14 protein-coding genes are annotated in these 16,099 nt (G+C 43.0%); 11 read left to right on the plus strand and 3 right to left on the minus strand.

The features are described 5' to 3' along the window. Positions 1-152 precede the first annotated feature (152 nt). The 3 genes from AAGR14_RS03570 (at position 153) to odhB (ending at position 5,512) form a co-directional block, all read left to right on the plus strand. Complete coding sequence (locus tag AAGR14_RS03570) at positions 153-680, plus strand: adenine phosphoribosyltransferase (RefSeq protein WP_342647227.1); 528 nt, start codon at positions 153-155, stop codon at positions 678-680. Positions 681-994: 314 nt separating this feature from the next. Next, positions 995-3,808, plus strand: a complete 2,814-nt coding sequence (locus AAGR14_RS03575) for a 2-oxoglutarate dehydrogenase E1 component (protein ID WP_342647228.1) — start codon at positions 995-997, stop codon at positions 3,806-3,808. Positions 3,809-3,925: 117 nt separating this feature from the next. Continuing rightward, a complete protein-coding gene (odhB, locus tag AAGR14_RS03580; RefSeq protein ID WP_342647229.1) occupies positions 3,926-5,512 on the plus strand; it encodes a 2-oxoglutarate dehydrogenase complex dihydrolipoyllysine-residue succinyltransferase in 1,587 nt (528 codons plus the stop codon). A gap of 88 nt (positions 5,513-5,600) precedes the next feature. Here odhB and AAGR14_RS03585 read toward each other — a convergent pair whose 3' ends face one another. Further along, the gene (locus tag AAGR14_RS03585; RefSeq protein ID WP_342647230.1) at positions 5,601-6,068 is read right to left on the minus strand and encodes a hypothetical protein; all 468 of its coding nucleotides are present in this window, start codon (positions 6,066-6,068) and stop codon (positions 5,601-5,603) included. A gap of 156 nt (positions 6,069-6,224) precedes the next feature. On the opposite strand from AAGR14_RS03585, the gene AAGR14_RS03590 reads away from it, so the two are divergent. Then, positions 6,225-6,938, plus strand: a complete 714-nt coding sequence (locus AAGR14_RS03590; RefSeq protein WP_342647231.1) for a helix-turn-helix domain-containing protein — start codon at positions 6,225-6,227, stop codon at positions 6,936-6,938. Here the strand turns inward: AAGR14_RS03590 and AAGR14_RS03595 are convergent. Then, entirely contained in the window at positions 6,850-8,181 is a 1,332-nt protein-coding gene (locus tag AAGR14_RS03595) for an amino acid permease (RefSeq protein ID WP_342647232.1), read from the minus strand. The two genes, AAGR14_RS03590 and AAGR14_RS03595, sit on opposite strands and share 89 nt — an antisense overlap. Positions 8,182-8,284: 103 nt before the next feature. Between AAGR14_RS03595 and AAGR14_RS03600 the strand changes: the two genes are divergently transcribed. The 6 genes from AAGR14_RS03600 to AAGR14_RS03625 all read left to right on the plus strand — a co-directional run bounded on the left by AAGR14_RS03600 (position 8,285) and on the right by AAGR14_RS03625 (position 14,745). Continuing rightward, positions 8,285-8,941, plus strand: a complete 657-nt coding sequence (locus AAGR14_RS03600) for a hypothetical protein (protein ID WP_342647233.1) — start codon at positions 8,285-8,287, stop codon at positions 8,939-8,941. 110 nt (positions 8,942-9,051) lie between these two features. Next, positions 9,052-10,929 carry a DNA topoisomerase IV subunit B gene (locus tag AAGR14_RS03605; protein ID WP_342647234.1) on the plus strand — a complete coding sequence of 626 codons (1,878 nt, stop codon included), beginning with the start codon at positions 9,052-9,054 and terminating at the stop codon, positions 10,927-10,929. Between the two features lie 155 nt (positions 10,930-11,084). After that, positions 11,085-11,582, plus strand: a complete 498-nt coding sequence (locus AAGR14_RS03610; protein WP_342647235.1) for a cytidine deaminase — start codon at positions 11,085-11,087, stop codon at positions 11,580-11,582. Between the two features lie 189 nt (positions 11,583-11,771). Then, a complete protein-coding gene (locus AAGR14_RS03615) occupies positions 11,772-13,367 on the plus strand; it encodes a DHA2 family efflux MFS transporter permease subunit (RefSeq protein ID WP_342647236.1) in 1,596 nt (531 codons plus the stop codon). A gap of 34 nt (positions 13,368-13,401) precedes the next feature. Beyond that, positions 13,402-13,848: a MarR family transcriptional regulator gene (locus AAGR14_RS03620; RefSeq protein ID WP_342647237.1), complete on the plus strand. Its 447-nt coding sequence runs from the start codon at positions 13,402-13,404 to the stop codon at positions 13,846-13,848. A 57-nt stretch (positions 13,849-13,905) separates the two neighbouring features. Then, a complete protein-coding gene (locus tag AAGR14_RS03625; protein WP_342647238.1) occupies positions 13,906-14,745 on the plus strand; it encodes a universal stress protein in 840 nt (279 codons plus the stop codon). Between the two features lie 100 nt (positions 14,746-14,845). On the opposite strand, the gene AAGR14_RS03630 is transcribed toward AAGR14_RS03625, so the two are convergent. Next, complete coding sequence (locus AAGR14_RS03630; RefSeq protein ID WP_342647239.1) at positions 14,846-15,271, minus strand: nuclear transport factor 2 family protein; 426 nt, start codon at positions 15,269-15,271, stop codon at positions 14,846-14,848. 166 nt (positions 15,272-15,437) lie between these two features. Here AAGR14_RS03630 and AAGR14_RS03635 point away from each other — a divergent pair, with 166 nt between their 5' ends. Beyond that, entirely contained in the window at positions 15,438-15,953 is a 516-nt protein-coding gene (locus AAGR14_RS03635) for a YdeI/OmpD-associated family protein (protein ID WP_342647240.1), read from the plus strand. Positions 15,954-16,099: the final 146 nt, after the last annotated feature.

Consider the following 16,099-nt stretch of genomic DNA (forward strand, 5'->3'; position numbering starts at 1 on the left):
GCATAGTCTATATTTTTAGTAGATACAAAAACAGCGTTATTAAAAAATACTACTGAATAAATATTGTGTAAACCATAGTGCAGGCCAATATCAGTGTTTACTGCCCTTTAACATGACATTGATTTTAAGTTCTATTAACTAATTTTGCCGCCATGATTGAACAGCAAATCAAGGACGCTATACGCGATGTTCCAGATTTTCCGAAACCCGGAATTGTATTTAAAGATATCACCACCATACTTAAAGACCCTGCACTTTGCCAGTTGATTGTAGACGAATTTGTAATGCACTTGCAGGGTTTACAGATAGATGCGGTGGCGGGTGTGGAGAGCCGCGGCTTTTTGTTTGGTGTGCAGCTGGCCGGTAAGTTGGGTGTACCTTTTATCCCTATCCGCAAGGCCGGTAAGCTCCCCTACAAAGTTCATCAAAAAGAGTACGACCTGGAGTACGGATCGGCAACCATCGAAATGCATGCCGACGCTTTTGAGCCCGGCCAGTGCATATTAATACACGATGACCTGCTGGCAACCGGCGGAACAGTAACGGCGGCCAGTGAACTCATTACCGATATGGGCGGCGTTGTAGCTGGTTTTTCGTTTATTGTTGGCCTGAATTTTTTAAACGGGAAAGAGAAAATTGCGCCCTTAAGCAATAGGATTGTTGTGCTGGCAGAATACTAACCTGCTAACAAATAGCAGATATTCCGTGTGCTGATTAACTATAAAAACGGCTTTGAAGGATGGCTGAAATCCTGAATCAGGATGCGGCATGATAGCGCTTTGGCTGATTATGTATTATAATCGTGGCGTTACGGTTGCCATAAAGGCAATTTTAGCCAGCAATTAATGACAAGTTTATTTAAACAATACTTAAATAAACTTGTCATTATAAAATTCAGCAAAATATAATAATTCAGCACATCAATTGCAAATTTAACCGTGTAAGTTACGTCTTATATTGTTAGTTTTGTACCGTTTTACAGATTGGTATTCAGATGGATCGTTTAACTTACGTCAATAGCGGAAACGCTGCCTATATAGATTCCTTGTACGAAGCATATAAACAAGACCCCGAATCGGTTGATTACGGATGGCAAAAGTTTTTTGAAGGCTTCGATTTCGGTCAAGGATCTGCACCCAAAGCTGCTGCTGCAACAGATGCTGCCGGCGCACCCGAGCATGTTTTAAAAGAAATAAACGTGCTTAACATGATAAACGGTTACCGCAGCCGCGGCCACTTGTTTACCAAAACCAACCCCGTACGCGACCGCCGCAAGTATTACCCCGGTAAAGAGTTAGAAACTTTTGGTTTAAGCGATGCCGACCTTGACACTGTATTTAATGCTGGTGTCGAATTAGGTTTAGGCCCTGCAAAACTGCGCGATATCCGCCAGTTACTGGAAGATACTTATTGCCAGGCTATAGGTGCGGAGTATAAATACATCCGCAACCCAATAAAAACCAAATGGTTTGAAGAGCGGATGGAAAGTAAACGTAATAAACCATCGTTTACTGGCGAAGAGAAAAAACGCATCCTTAAAAAGCTGAACGAAGCCGTAGGCTTTGAAAACTTTTTAGGTACTAAATTTTTAGGTCAGAAACGTTTTTCGCTCGAAGGTGCCGAGGCTTTGATTCCGGCTTTAGATTCGGTAATCGAAAAAGGAGCTGAGTTAGGGATCGAAGAATTTACCATTGGTATGGCTCACCGCGGCCGCTTAAATGTTTTGGCCAATATTATGGGCAAAACCTATAAAGAGATTTTTGGTGAGTTTGAAGGTAAAAATTACGATCTGGAATCGACATTTGGTGGCGACGTTAAATACCACTTAGGTTTTTCAACAGATATTGCTACTTCAAACGGTAAAAAGATTCACTTAAGCCTTTGTCCAAACCCATCGCACCTTGAAGCCGTTGACCCTGTGGTTGAAGGCATTACCCGTGCCAAAATTGATAGCAAGTACAACAGCGACCACGATAAAATTGCACCAATATTAATACATGGTGATGCTTCTGTAGCAGGCCAGGGTATTATTTATGAGGTATTGCAAATGGAAAAGCTGGACGGTTATAAAACCGGTGGTACAGTGCATTTGGTAATTAACAACCAAATTGGATTTACTACTAACTACAAAGATGCCCGTTCGAGCACCTACTGTACCGATATCGCTAAAACGGTACTGTCGCCGGTGTTCCACGTAAATGGTGATGATGCCGAGGCTTTGGTATACACTATTAACCTGGCTATGGAGTATCGTCAGGAGTTTAACGAGGACGTTTTTATAGATATTTTGTGTTACCGTCGTTACGGTCACAACGAGTCTGACGAGCCTAAGTTTACGCAGCCGGTGTTATACAAAGCCATTGAGGCCCACGCTAACCCGCGCGAAATTTATTATCAGAAATTACTGGCCGAAGGCAGCATCAGTGCTGACGAAGCTAAGGAGATGGAAAAATCTTTCCGCGACCTGCTGCAAAAGCAACTGGACGAAACTAAAGCCGAAGCCCGTGTTGAGGGCGGTAACCAGATGTTTGCCGGTTCATGGCAGGGATTGCACTTACCAACCAAAGCCGAGGTGTATGCTACTTCGGATACTGCAATAAGCGAAGGAGAGTTATTAGAGCTTGGAAAAAAACTGACTGATCTGCCATCTGACAAGCAGTTCTTCAAAAAAATTGAGAAACTGTTTGACGATCGTCGTAAGATGGTTAACGAAACCAAGACATTTGACTGGGCAATGGGCGAGTTACTTGCTTATGCTTCGTTACTTAAAGAAGGCCACACTGTGCGCCTGAGTGGTGAAGACGTTAAGCGTGGTACTTTCTCGCATCGCCATGCCGTAGTAACCTTGCCGGATACTGACGAAGAGTATACCCCAATGAATACCTTGGGTACCGATGCTAAATTTTACATCTATAACTCTTTACTGTCTGAGTATGGTGTGTTAGGGTATGAATATGGTTATGCCCTGGCTAACCCTAATGCCTTAACTATTTGGGAAGCACAATTTGGTGACTTTGTAAACGGTGCGCAAATTATTGTTGACCAGTACCTTGTAAGTGCTGAAACCAAATGGCAACGCGGTAATGGTTTAGTAATGTTGCTGCCGCACGGTTATGAAGGTCAGGGCCCTGAGCACTCATCAGCACGTATTGAGCGTTTTATGGAGCTTTGTGCTGATAATAATATTCAGGTAGCCAACTGTACTACGCCGGCTAACTTCTTCCATATATTACGTCGACAGCTGCATCGTGATTTCCGTAAGCCTTTAGTGGTGTTTTCACCAAAAAGCTTACTACGTCATCCGGCTTGCGTATCAAAATTAGAAGACTTTACCCAAGGTAAATTTGAGGAAGTAATTGATGATGCTTATGCACAGGATGCTGCAAGAGTAACCCGTGTGCTTTTCTGTAGCGGTAAAATTTACTATGAATTACTGGAGAAACAGCAAGCAGACAAACGTACTGATATAGCTATTGTACGTGTTGAGCAGCTTTACCCAACTCCGGTGTTGGAAATGGAAGCAATTAAAGCGAAATATTCTAATGCCAGTGACTTTGTTTGGGTACAAGAAGAACCAGAAAACATGGGTGCATGGCCGTTTATGCTGCGCAAATTCCGCAAGAGCGAGTTGCAGTTAGATGTAATTTCGCGTAAAGAAGCTGCCAGCACTGCCACAGGTTATGCTAAACAACATGCTAAACAACAGTTGTACATCATCAGCAAAGCATTTGAAGCGCCAGTAAGCGAAGGTCAAAAAGAAAATGTAAAACAAACAGCCAAAAAAATGGCTGAAACAAACGCAGACTAACTGGTAACAGCTTAATATTAGCCAGAGTAAAATATACAAGTGCCTTAAAGCACTGTTATTTTACTCTGGCTGCGTAATTATCTGTATATCCAAAAATAATACAACTTAAAACACAATATGAGTTTAGAGATCAAAGTTCCGCCGGTGGGCGAGTCAATCACTGAGGTTACCTTGTCGCGCTGGATTAAAAAAGACGGCGATGCAGTTGAAATGGACGAAGTAATTGCTGAATTGGAGTCAGACAAAGCTACGTTTGAACTAACTGCCGAAAGTGCCGGAACTTTAAAAACGGTAGCTGCCGAAGGCGATACATTGCCTATTGGCGCTGTTGTAGCCAATATTGAAGGCGAGGGTGCTAAAGCTACCGCGCCGATTAATAAGAGTGCGGCCGCTGCTGCCGACGAAAGTGCCCCAGGTCAGCGCACCGATCGTCCGGAATCAGCTCCGGCTGCTGCGCCTGCTGCCGAAAGTAAAACTATTGAAATTAAAGTTCCGCCGGTAGGCGAGTCTATCACCGAAGTAACCTTATCGCGCTGGATCAAAAAAGACGGTGAGCAGGTTGAAATGGACGAAGCCATTGCTGAACTGGAATCTGATAAAGCCACGTTTGAGTTAACTGCCGAGAGCGCAGGTACCTTAAAAACCATGGCTGCCGAAGGTGATGTGTTGGCTATTGGTGCTGTGGTATGTGCAATTACCGGTGGTGGTGCCGCTCCGGCTGCAGCCCCTGCTAATAATCAGCCTGCTGCTTCACAACCTGCTGCTCAGTCTGCACCTGCTGCTGCACAAGGCAGTTATGCTGCTGGTACACCATCACCTGCTGCCGGTAAAATACTGGCCGAAAAAGGCGTTAGTACAGAGAGTGTAAACGGTACCGGCGTAGGTGGCCGTATCACTAAAGAAGATGCCCTGAATGCACAGAAACCTGCCGCCGCATCTTCATCTGCACCAAAAGTAACTCCGCAAACAGCTCAAACGCAACCTGCTGCAGTTACCACCGGAACCCGTGCCGAGCGTCGCGAAAAGATGACTTCGTTACGTAAAACCGTAGCTAAACGCCTGGTGGCCGTTAAAAACGAAACTGCCATGTTAACTACCTTTAATGAGGTAGATATGCAGCCAATCATGGACCTGCGTGGTAAATACAAAGATAAATTTAAAGAAAAACACGGTGTTGGCTTAGGCTTTATGTCGTTTTTCACCAAAGCAGTTTGTGTTGCTTTGCAAGAGTGGCCTGCTGTAGGAGCCCGTATTGATGGTGAAGAAGTTGTTTATAGCAATTTTGCCGATATCTCTATCGCAGTATCAGCGCCTAAAGGTTTAGTTGTTCCTATCATCCGTAACGCGGATGCGATGAGCCTGGCCGAGATTGAGAAGGCTGTAGTTACCCTGGCCGGTAAAGCCCGCGAAAATAAATTGACTATTGAGGATATGACCGGCGGTACCTTTACCATCACTAATGGTGGTGTGTTCGGTTCCATGTTGTCAACCCCGATTATCAACGCACCGCAATCGGCTATCTTAGGTATGCACAATATCATTGAGCGCCCTATAGCGTTAAATGGTCAGGTAGTAATTCGCCCAATGATGTACCTTGCCCTATCATACGATCACCGTATTGTTGACGGCCGTGAGTCGGTGAGTTTCCTGGTACGTGTTAAACAATTGCTGGAAGACCCTGCACGTTTGCTGTTAGGTGTTTAAGTTGATCTTCCTTTTATAAAACAAAATGCCCGGCATATCGTCGGGCATTTTGCTTTTATAAAGTATTTAATAAAGCACCAGCTTTAACTTAGCGGGATGCTAAACGGTCTGAATCTTGTTTAGTGAAGGTGTACGTAATAACACGCGTAAAGTGATCACCTGCCGGGCCATCCGCTATTTTAATTTGGCCGGCGTAACCCTCATAGCCGCTAAGCAGGCGCACGGTAATCAGGCTTTTTATTCCGTTTTGTTCCACTTCATAAAAATGGTCGGCAAAACTGTCTATATCGGGTTGCGCTGTTACCTTATCAACCTTGTATATGTTCTTGGTTTTGTAATTATCCGTGTAGTAAAGTATAGAATCTTTAAATACATGCAATGCTATTGCTTGCTGTGGTAGGTTTACCCAATCACGCGTGATGTCAAGCTTTTGCGTTTCGTTATTCCAGGCTTCTGTGCGCATGGAGGTGCACAAAAAATAACCTTTTTCAATAGCTTGGGCACTGCAAAGGCTGTTTAGGCCATACACTAAAAACAAGGTGATTAAAAGTCTCATAGCATGATATGTTAAGCAAGTCGTTTAAAGTTCGATATTTTTACTCTAAATAATGCATAGTGCCTAAAAATGAGTTATATGTCGTAAAGATGTCGTTAAAAATTCGCAACTTATAAATGCAATCTTGCTATACATTTGAAGCAAAAACCTAAATTTATGAAAAGCACTTACCTTGCTAATCAGGTCAAAATATTACGTTCCGAAAAAGGGTATTCACAAGAATATCTGGCCGAACAAACAAAGCTTAGTTTACGAACTATTCAACGGATTGAAGGCGGACAAACTGAACCGCATGGCGACACACTCCAACGGTTGGCCATCTGTTTAGGTGTTGATGTAACAGATTTGCTTGAGCAGCAGACAAAACTGCCAGATGCATTACCCGAAAATAAATCATATCTTATATTGCTGCATTTATCTGCATTAAGCTTCCTGTTCTTCCCATTATTAGGTGTAGTAATTCCGCTTGTTTTGTGGATGCTTAAGCGTGATCAAATTAGCGGTATGGCTAAAATAGGCAAAAAGGTATTGAATTTTCAAATCACATGGCTCATCATGATCGCGTTGTATTACGGATACATTTTTTGCACTTTTTTAAATATAAGAGTACCGTTTCTTTCATCATTAGGTTTTAACGTAGAAGTCTCTTTACTACTAATAATCGCTCTTTATCTCTATAATATTATTTTGGTAGTGATCAATGCAATTTTAGAGTTTAATAACAAGCGCCTCTTTACATACCGGCATTTAGGCTTTTACGTTAACGGAATAGTTTATGGCATCAGTTACCTAAACTTCTTTTTTGATAACTCGTTGCCCCGTAATAAATACCCAGGCCCAGCAAAAAGACACCCAGGCAAACCAGTGTAGCTTTGGGGCTGGCGGCAAAAATACTGAAGGTAACAAACCAGTATACAGCAATAAAAAACAGCGGAACCAGCGGGTACCACTTAATGGTATAGATGCCGCTGTTGTTCAATTCTTTAGTGCGCTTGCGTAAAATAAAAATAGCCATGGCAGCAACGCTCATGCCTATGCATTCAAAAAACATAGCGTAGTTAAGCACTTCGCCAAACGAACTGACCACCAATAGTATCAATATTACGCTGAATACAAAAAAGCTCATACCAAACTCCTGTACCTGTGTGCGCTCATTAATGCGCTTAAAAATCGGGGGTAGTACGCCGTCATCGGCCATGGCATAGTATACCCTGGGTACCGACATAATATTTACGTTAACATAAGCCAGTACCGAAATAAACATAAGTACGGAGGTAATCTTCGATCCAACTTCGCCAAATACCACCGAGGCCATTTTAGCGGCAAGTCCGGTGTTTTGCTGCAGGCCGCCCATGCCTAATACCTTGTAATAAGCAAAGTTGATGGCCATGTAAACCACAATTACAATGGCTATCCCCATAAATATGCCTTTAGGTATATTACGTTTAGCCTCTACCACATCGCCGCCAAAATTGATGGTTTGCTGGTAGCCCGTAAATGTAAAAAAAACCGCTACTAAGCCTAATCCAAAAGCTGCCACCGGGTTACCAGAAGCCATAACTACGCCTTTTTCTATTACAGTGCTGCCATCACTCCTGAAAATAGCCAGGCAGAGCACCACAATCATGGCTACTTTAAACAGCGTGAGCAGGTTTTGCATCCTGGCACTCATTTTTATACCCCAAAAGTTAACCAGGTAAACAATAAGTACCAATCCTGTCGTTGTAAGCTTGGTGCCTAACGTAGTTTGTAAACTCGGGGGAAGTAAAATGGGATTCAGGTATTCGGCACCGATCAGTGCAACAGCCGCTACTGAGGCCGTAGTGGCAATAACCGATCCCCAATTAATCATAAAGGCAAAAGCCGGATGATAACAGTAAGAAAATAATTTATAAAAGCCGCCTGTGTTAGGGTATCGGGCACCTATTTCGGCAAAGGTGAGGGCCCCGCATAAGGTTACCAGGCCGCCTACTATCCAGGCCGTAAAAAAGAGCGTTGGGCTGCCTGTGCGCAGTGCTACCTCTCCCGGCGATTTAAAGATACCCGTGCCTATAATCAGGCTGATTACGATCATGGTTAGGTCGAAACGAGTGAGTTTGGGTTTGATAGGCATTAACGAAGCGGCTGTTTTTTACAGGTTTAATATTTTACATTTGCAGAGTTTGCACTCAATACACGGTTAATATAAATAAAAAGGGTTACCCGTATACCAGGTCATGAATATTATTAAGCAAGTAGGTAAAAGTAGTTTAATTATAGCCTATATAATTTGTTTACTGCCGGCGTTGGTTACAGGGCAGCCTCGCCGTCATAAACGGACACAAACAGGCAATGAGGGACGGCCAACTCAGCTGCGCTCTTTTATAAAGCAAGCCGAAGAAGCGGGTATTGATTTTACTTTCCCGCCAGTACTTAAAGAGGTGACGGCGATAAGCAATGAAAACCTCTCTTTTGATTATGCCATGGCCATGCCTGGTCAAAATTTTGAAATTTGGCTGCAGGTACGGTCGCTTAAACAAAATTGGACAAGCTATGAGCAGGTAAAAAATATTACCGGTAAAATGCTGGCCAACCCCGATTCGTCTTACATTGGTGCTATCAAAGCCAATGCCTGCGTGCTAAGTGATGACGACCGGTACACCATCCGCTCGCTTAAACCAGAATTGCTGGAGGCTTATAATGCCGATGCTGGTAAAAGCTGTTTGGTTAGCCTGGCCGATTTACCCGAAACCAAAGGCTTTAAATATGCTTTACTCATTGCCCTGCAAAAAGATCATACAGGGTATTTATTAGCGGTATGCCTAACTAATGATAAGGGCCCCGATTTTTTCAGAAGCCTCAGCAAAGTGCGCGAGTGTATCAAATTCAGGTAAGGTAAAGGTTGAGCCTTGCCAATTTTTTTAGTATATTTGAAAGGGTTTTAGCGCCTTTTTAACATCATTTTGGGTTAAAAGGCTATGGTATTGATTCCTATTAATTTAATATGGCAGAAGTTAATTATAGTGAAGATAGTATCCGCTCGCTCGATTGGAAAGAACACATCCGATTGCGTCCGGGTATGTACATCGGTAAGCTGGGCGATGGTTCTGCTTACGATGATGGTATATATGTGCTGTTAAAAGAAATCATTGATAACTCTATTGATGAGTTTGTGATGGGTGCCGGTCGTACCATCGACGTAACTATGAGCGACCATAAAGTAAATGTTCGCGATTATGGGCGTGGTATTCCGTTAGGTAAAGTGATTGATTGTGTGTCAAAGATTAATACCGGCGGTAAGTACGACAGCAAGGCTTTCCAAAAATCAGTAGGTTTAAACGGGGTGGGTACCAAAGCCGTAAACGCTTTGTCTACATCGTTTACCGTGCAATCTTACCGCGACGGGCGTACCAAGATAGCCGAATTTACCAAAGGCGAACTGCTGCGTGATGAAGCTGAGAAAGAAACCAGCCAGCGCAATGGCACGGCCATCAACTTTTTTCCGGATGAAACCATTTTTCGCAACTACCGCTTCATCCCGGAGTTTGTGCAGAACATGATTTGGAACTACGTGTTCCTGAATGCCGGTTTAACTATCAACTTTAACGGGCAAAAATTCTTTTCGCAAAATGGCCTGCGCGATTTGTTAGAGCGCAACACCGATGCCGAAGCTTTACGTTATCCCATTATTCACCTGAGAGGTGAGGATATTGAAATAGCTATGACGCACGGCCAGCAATACGGCGAGGAGTACTACTCGTTCGTCAATGGTCAGCATACTACGCAGGGTGGTACGCATCAAGCCGCTTTCAGAGAGGCGGTGGTTAAAACTGTACGTGAGTTTTATAAAAAAGAGTTTGATGCTTCAGACGTTCGCTCGTCTATTGTGGCTGCTATTGCCATCAAAGTGCAGGAACCAGTCTTTGAGTCGCAAACCAAAACCAAGTTAGGTTCACAAAACGTTGGGCCTGATGGGCCAACTGTTCGTGGCTTCATCAATGATTTTGTAAAGAACGAACTGGATAATTACCTGCATAAAAATCCGGCAGCTGCTGATGCCCTGCTCAAGCGCATACTGCAGTCAGAGCGTGAGCGTAAGGATATTGCAGGGATCAAAAAGCTGGCTAACGAGCGTGCTAAAAAAGCATCGTTGCACAACCGTAAATTACGCGACTGTAAGGTGCACTTTGACGATACCCATGAGCGTAAGCAAGATACCACCTTGTTTATCACCGAAGGTGACTCGGCCAGCGGGTCGATCACTAAATCGCGTGATGTAGCTACTCAGGCAGTATTTAGCTTAAAGGGTAAACCTTTAAACTGCTTTGGCCTGACTAAAAAAGTGGTTTACGAAAACGAAGAGTTTAACCTGTTGCAACATGCCCTGAATATTGAGGATGGGATTGATGGTCTGCGTTACAATAACATTGTAATTGCTACTGATGCCGACGTAGACGGTATGCACATCCGTTTACTCATCATGACTTTCTTTTTGCAGTTTTTTCCGGATGTGGTAAAAGCCGGTCATGTATCTATTCTGCAAACGCCTTTATTCAGGGTGCGTAATAAAAAAGAAACTATTTACTGTTACAGCGACGAAGAACGCCGCAATGCAATTGCCAAATTAGGCAACAAGCCCGAGATAACCCGCTTTAAAGGTTTGGGTGAGATTTCTCCGGACGAGTTCGGTTTGTTTATTGGCAAGGATATGCGCCTTGACCCGGTGATTTTAAAAGACGCCAACATCAAGGGATTGCTGGAGTATTTTATGGGTAAAAACACGCCTACCCGTCAGCAGCATATTGTGCAAAACTTACGCGTAGAAAAAGACGACGAAACGGTTAATCCTCTGCTGGCTGAGCCAGAAGCTTTAGTAGCTTAGGGAATATAGCTCCTCAAATTTTAAGGGCTTATAAGGTAGTATTTGCTTATTAAAAAAATAAGTGCTATCTTATAAGCCCTTTTTGATTACGCCATAGCCGGGAGGTTATTACACAAGGCTTAATCAGGTAAAAAAAGAAGGCATCTACGTACAACATGATTAACCACGAAATTAAGATAGCATTTGAAGAGTTTAGTGCTGTTGATGAACTAAACAATAATGACCGCACCTTATGCCTCGAAGCCGTAAAGGCACTCAAAGGATCACATTCACCATATTCAAATTTTAGCGTAGGCGCTGCGCTGCGCTTAAAAAGCGGCCGTATAATTTATGGTAGCAACCAGGAGAATGCAGCTTATCCGTCGGGCTTATGTGCCGAGCGGGTTGCGCTGTTTAATTGGGGTGCTAACTATAGTGATGACCCGATTGAAGCTATTGCGGTTACAGCACACACTGATAAGTTTATTATCGAAAAGCCTATCACACCTTGCGGCTCTTGCCTGCAGGTAATGGCCGAATATGAAAAGAAACAAGCACAATCTATCCGTATTATGCTGTACTGTCAAAATGGGACAGTATGGATAACCACTGGTGTAGAAAGCTTTTTACCATTTATGTTTTTTGAAGACAGGCTGGTATCCTTGCCTGTTTAAAGGCTATCATCGAGTATGTAAGGAAAGCTTATTACCGCAATAAAGTCTGTTACAAACCTGCTTAATGAAGGATTGTCGCAGACTTTTTTATTTAAAGGGTTGCGGTAATTATCATCAGGTATATATTTAAAATAATAGTTTGATATTAAACTGTTGTGTATATAACTTTGTATAGCTTTTATAAAACTTATGGCAACAACAATAACGCAACCGGCTAATTCACTGGTTGAGTATGGGGCCCGGCGAATCATCATAACCATTACCGCCGTATTTTGCGCCCTGCTCGAAATTATTGATACCACCATCGTAAACGTTGCACTCAATGATATGCGTGGTAATTTAGGAGCCACGCTTAACGAGATCAGCTGGGTAATAACCGCTTACTCTTTGGCCAACGTAATTATAGTGCCTATGACCAGCTGGCTCTCGCAGCAGTTTGGCAGACGCAATTATTTTGCTGCATCTGTTGTCATATTTACTGTATGCTCTTTTTTGTGCGGTAACGCTACCAACATCTGGGAACTGGTAATATTTCGGTTTTTGCAAGGCATAGGTGGCGGCGCATTACTGGTAACCTCGCAAACCATCATTACCGAAAGCTGGCCTACCGAAAAACGGGCAATGGCCCAGGCTATTTATACCTTAGGCGTAATTGTAGGGCCAACTTTGGGTCCGCCGTTAGGTGGTTATATTGTTGATAATTATTCGTGGCCTTTTATTTTTTATATCAACATCCCAGTGGGTATTATTGCCGCCATCCTTACCTTACAATACGTACGCAGCCCTAAATATGACGAAAAACGTCCGGTTACCCAGGTAGACTGGTGGGGCATTGGCCTGCTCACTGTAGGTATATCTTCATTACAATACGTGCTCGAAAAAGGGCAGGAAGAAGACTGGTACAGCAGCGAGGTTATCACCATATTAACTATTACCGCCGTGTTAGGTATACTGCTGTTTATTTGGCGCGAGTTGCAGTACAAGTATCCCATTGTTGAACTCCGGGTACTCAAGGATAACAACCTGCGTATTGGTGTGCTGCTATCGTTCATCATGGGTTTTGGTTTGTTTGGCTCTACCTTCGTTATCCCGTTGTACACCCAATCCTTGTTAGGGTGGACGGCGCAGCAATCGGGTATGCTCCAGCTGCCAAGCACTCTGTTTGTAGCCTTTATGATGCCGGTAGTGGCGCAGCTGATACAGCGCGGCGTGCCGCAAAAGTATCTGATTGCCATGGGTATGGTTGTGTTTTTCGTGTATAGCTATATGTCATACAAAATTATTACGCCGTATACCAGCAGCGGCGACTTTTTTTGGCCGCTTATTATCCGTGGTTTTGGTTTAGGCTTGCTGTCGGTACCGGTAAGTACCATGTCGCTCTCCACCCTAAAGGGTAAAGAAATAGGCCAGGGTGCAGCTTTTTCGGGGATGATGCGGCAGTTGGGCGGCTCGTTTGGTGTAGCATTAATATCAACTTTTGTTTCGAGGCAAACGCAGGTGCACCGAAGCAACCTGGTTAGCCATTTAGATGTAAATAGCCTTAACGTGCAACAACGCGTAATGCAAATGGCATCGGGCTTTAAGCGGGCAGGTACAGATAGCCTGACGGCCCGCCACATGGCTTATGCAGCTTTAGATGGCTCAGTGAGTAAGCAAGCAACACTACTATCATACATGGATGTTTTTTTGTGGGTAGGGGTCATGTTTTTGGTGTGTGTGCCCATAGTGCTCATATTTGTTAAAACTGCTAAGAGTAAAGTAAGCCTGGCTGATGCAGCTCACTAATTGTTACCATCACTTTATTTAAATTTGATGCTTCATGACAACAAAATCAAAAGCAGATTTAGCGCTCGATCTCGGCAGGTCTATGGCCGAACTGCGAAACATCCTGCGGCAGCATATTCAAATCAAAATCAGGGAACATGGCATTAATATTACTTTCGAGATGCTGGAAGTTATGTCGGCCTTGTGGAAAAAAGATGGTGTTAACCAGCAGGAACTGGCCGACCTTACCCTCAGAGACAAATCGAGCATGACCTACCTGATTGATAACCTGACCAAACGGCAAATGGTGAAAAGAGTGGAAGATGATACGGACAGGCGTAACAAACTGATTTATATAACCCCTGAGGGTATGGCTTTAAAAGAGCAGCTAATGCCCTGGGTATCTGAGGTATATGAAAGGGCTACCCAAAGCATCAGTGCTGCCGAGTTGCAAAGTAGTATTGCTTTACTCCATACTATGATTGAAAGTATTAACGACTAATTTTTATGTACAAATAGGCACATATACACGTTTTATATTTAACCAATTTGCTTTGATATGAAAACTTTACTGCTTCCTGTAGATTTTTCAAACACCTGTTTGAATACAATAAAGTATGTAGCCTCCCTTAGCAAAGATTTGCAGATTAGCCGCATCATTTTGCTAAAAAGCTACTATGTATCTATGTATGCCCAGTTGCTGCCTTCGGTAGATTTTGTGCAGCTTAGCGCAGATGATATTTTGGCTGAGCGACAGCGGCAGGAAGAGCGGTTACAAACCTTAAGCATTCAGATGCTGAGCGAGTGCAACCCCGCAGTAAAAGTAGAATTAGCCAGCAGTGAAGAGCCTCTGCTAAGAGCCATACAAGAAGTGGTTGCGCAATATCAGCCCGATTTGTTGGTGTTAAGCGCCAAAAACGAAAAGGTTGACGAGGATAACCCCGTTGGCGACCGTGTGGTAGCCGTAGCTAAAACCAGCACCGTACCAGTACTGGTAATTCCGCCGCAGGCACATTATCAGCCGCTAAAGCAAGTATTAGTACCTTGCGATTTTAACGCCGTTGCTAGGTTAAGTGTATTAAGTAAACTGCAAAGTCTCAACTTCAGTTCCCATCCCGAACTGATTATTCTTAGCGTTAAAAAATCAGGAAATCCCGAAGCTGCCAAAGCTGAACATATGAAGCTGCTAAAGCACCAGCTTCAAAATAACAGCTACCGCCTAGAATATATCAGCCAGCCCGATATTGTTGAGGGGGTGGTTAAATTTGCCGATGAGAACGATGTGCAATTAATTGTGGCGCTGCCGGGCAAGCATAGCTTTTTTTATAACCTTACGCATCAAAGTATTTCGCAGGCCATTGCCACCAATGCACATCAGCCTGTTTTAATACTGAAATAGTAATCAGCTCAAACGCTGTAAATACAAAAGGCCGCTCTCGCAGCGGCCTTTTGTATGATTAACTAAAACTATATAATTACCTTTTCTAAAAAGAAGAAGCTTATTTAAATACTGAATAAACGTTGGTGATTTTCCAGCCGTCGCCAGTATTAGTCAGTGTTACGTAATTGGTGCGGGTAAAGTTGTCATATTTCATATCAACTTTCATTACGGTCATATCATTGTTGCTGTCTACTTCGGTAGTGGTAGTAGTACAGGCTTGTTTAATGTTTTTATTCTGGTCAATAAATTTCAGCATGTCTGCTTTGTCAAAATTTACTAACTTGTTGCCGCGTAATGAGCTAAATTTAACATTCTCGTCAAGCACGGCTTCTAAGCCCTGGCTGTTACCATCAGTCATGGTGGTAACGTAAGTTGCAATTGCACGATTTTTTGTTATTTTAGCAGCAGTAGGCTCGTCGGCTTTTACTATATTGGTTACTACTAATAAGGCTAAGCCTAATACGATTGATTTTAAAGTTTTCATATGGTTAAAATTTTAAGATTAAATATTTTGTTTTATATCCATAAGACACACGTAGTCCATCAAACGTTACAGCCTTTCTGATAAATATTTGATATTTAACAACTCCTTAACATTTGAACCCCGGCTTTGCGTATTTGGTGTAATCAGGTAGTTTTTAGATAATGATATGGTAACCTTTACAGCAATAATTTTAAAGTTAGGGCAGCAGGGCGAAAAAACAGGTTGGGTTTATATTGATATTCCCGCTGATTTGGCCGGCCAGCTAAAACCCGGTTACAAAAAATCGTTTAGGGTAAGAGGTACTTTAGATAATTTAAAGATTGCCGGTATAGCCGTAATGCCTATGGGCGGCGGCAACTTCATCCTGCCATTAAAAGCCGACATCCGTAAGGGTATTCGCAAAGGCGAGGGTGCCATGCTGCAAGTGAGCCTTGAGGAAGATGTTGATTTTAAACTGGAAGTGCCGGATGATGTGAATGATTGCCTGGCCGATGACCCGGAAGCATTCGCTTACTTTAACAGTTTGCCCGAGTCGCATCGGCGTTATTTTGTTAATTGGATAAACAGCGCCAAAACAATGCCTACCCGGGTTAAGCGTATTGCGCAAACCTGCCATGCCATGGCTAACCATTTAGATTACGCGCAAATGATTAGATTAGGGCGGAGTAAAGAAATGCTGTAAAACAGAACGGCATCAGCACCAATGCGAATGTTCATAAGTTTGCTTTTACAGCTAATTAATAGGTTTTTAGCCGCCTTTTTAGTATATTTGGCTAATATTTTTAGCAAATTAATTCATTCAAAATCTTTAAAAAGATTCTTTTTATC

The organism is Mucilaginibacter sp. CSA2-8R (assembly GCF_038806765.1).
Classification (GTDB): domain Bacteria; phylum Bacteroidota; class Bacteroidia; order Sphingobacteriales; family Sphingobacteriaceae; genus Mucilaginibacter.

Bases quoted from the DNA above. Each gene is read 5' to 3' on its own strand.
- AAGR14_RS03570 (WP_342647227.1), top strand. From the start codon at position 153: ATGATTGAACAGCAAATCAAGGACGCTATACGCGATGTTCCAGATTTT.
- AAGR14_RS03575 (WP_342647228.1), top strand. From the start codon at position 995: ATGGATCGTTTAACTTACGTCAATAGCGGAAACGCTGCCTATATAGAT.
- odhB (WP_342647229.1), top strand. From the start codon at position 3,926: ATGAGTTTAGAGATCAAAGTTCCGCCGGTGGGCGAGTCAATCACTGAG.
- AAGR14_RS03585 (WP_342647230.1), bottom strand. From the start codon at position 6,068: ATGAGACTTTTAATCACCTTGTTTTTAGTGTATGGCCTAAACAGCCTT.
- AAGR14_RS03590 (WP_342647231.1), top strand. From the start codon at position 6,225: ATGAAAAGCACTTACCTTGCTAATCAGGTCAAAATATTACGTTCCGAA.
- AAGR14_RS03595 (WP_342647232.1), bottom strand. From the start codon at position 8,181: ATGCCTATCAAACCCAAACTCACTCGTTTCGACCTAACCATGATCGTA.
- AAGR14_RS03600 (WP_342647233.1), top strand. From the start codon at position 8,285: ATGAATATTATTAAGCAAGTAGGTAAAAGTAGTTTAATTATAGCCTAT.
- AAGR14_RS03605 (WP_342647234.1), top strand. From the start codon at position 9,052: ATGGCAGAAGTTAATTATAGTGAAGATAGTATCCGCTCGCTCGATTGG.
- AAGR14_RS03610 (WP_342647235.1), top strand. From the start codon at position 11,085: ATGATTAACCACGAAATTAAGATAGCATTTGAAGAGTTTAGTGCTGTT.
- AAGR14_RS03615 (WP_342647236.1), top strand. From the start codon at position 11,772: ATGGCAACAACAATAACGCAACCGGCTAATTCACTGGTTGAGTATGGG.
- AAGR14_RS03620 (WP_342647237.1), top strand. From the start codon at position 13,402: ATGACAACAAAATCAAAAGCAGATTTAGCGCTCGATCTCGGCAGGTCT.
- AAGR14_RS03625 (WP_342647238.1), top strand. From the start codon at position 13,906: ATGAAAACTTTACTGCTTCCTGTAGATTTTTCAAACACCTGTTTGAAT.
- AAGR14_RS03630 (WP_342647239.1), bottom strand. From the start codon at position 15,271: ATGAAAACTTTAAAATCAATCGTATTAGGCTTAGCCTTATTAGTAGTA.
- AAGR14_RS03635 (WP_342647240.1), top strand. From the start codon at position 15,438: ATGGTAACCTTTACAGCAATAATTTTAAAGTTAGGGCAGCAGGGCGAA.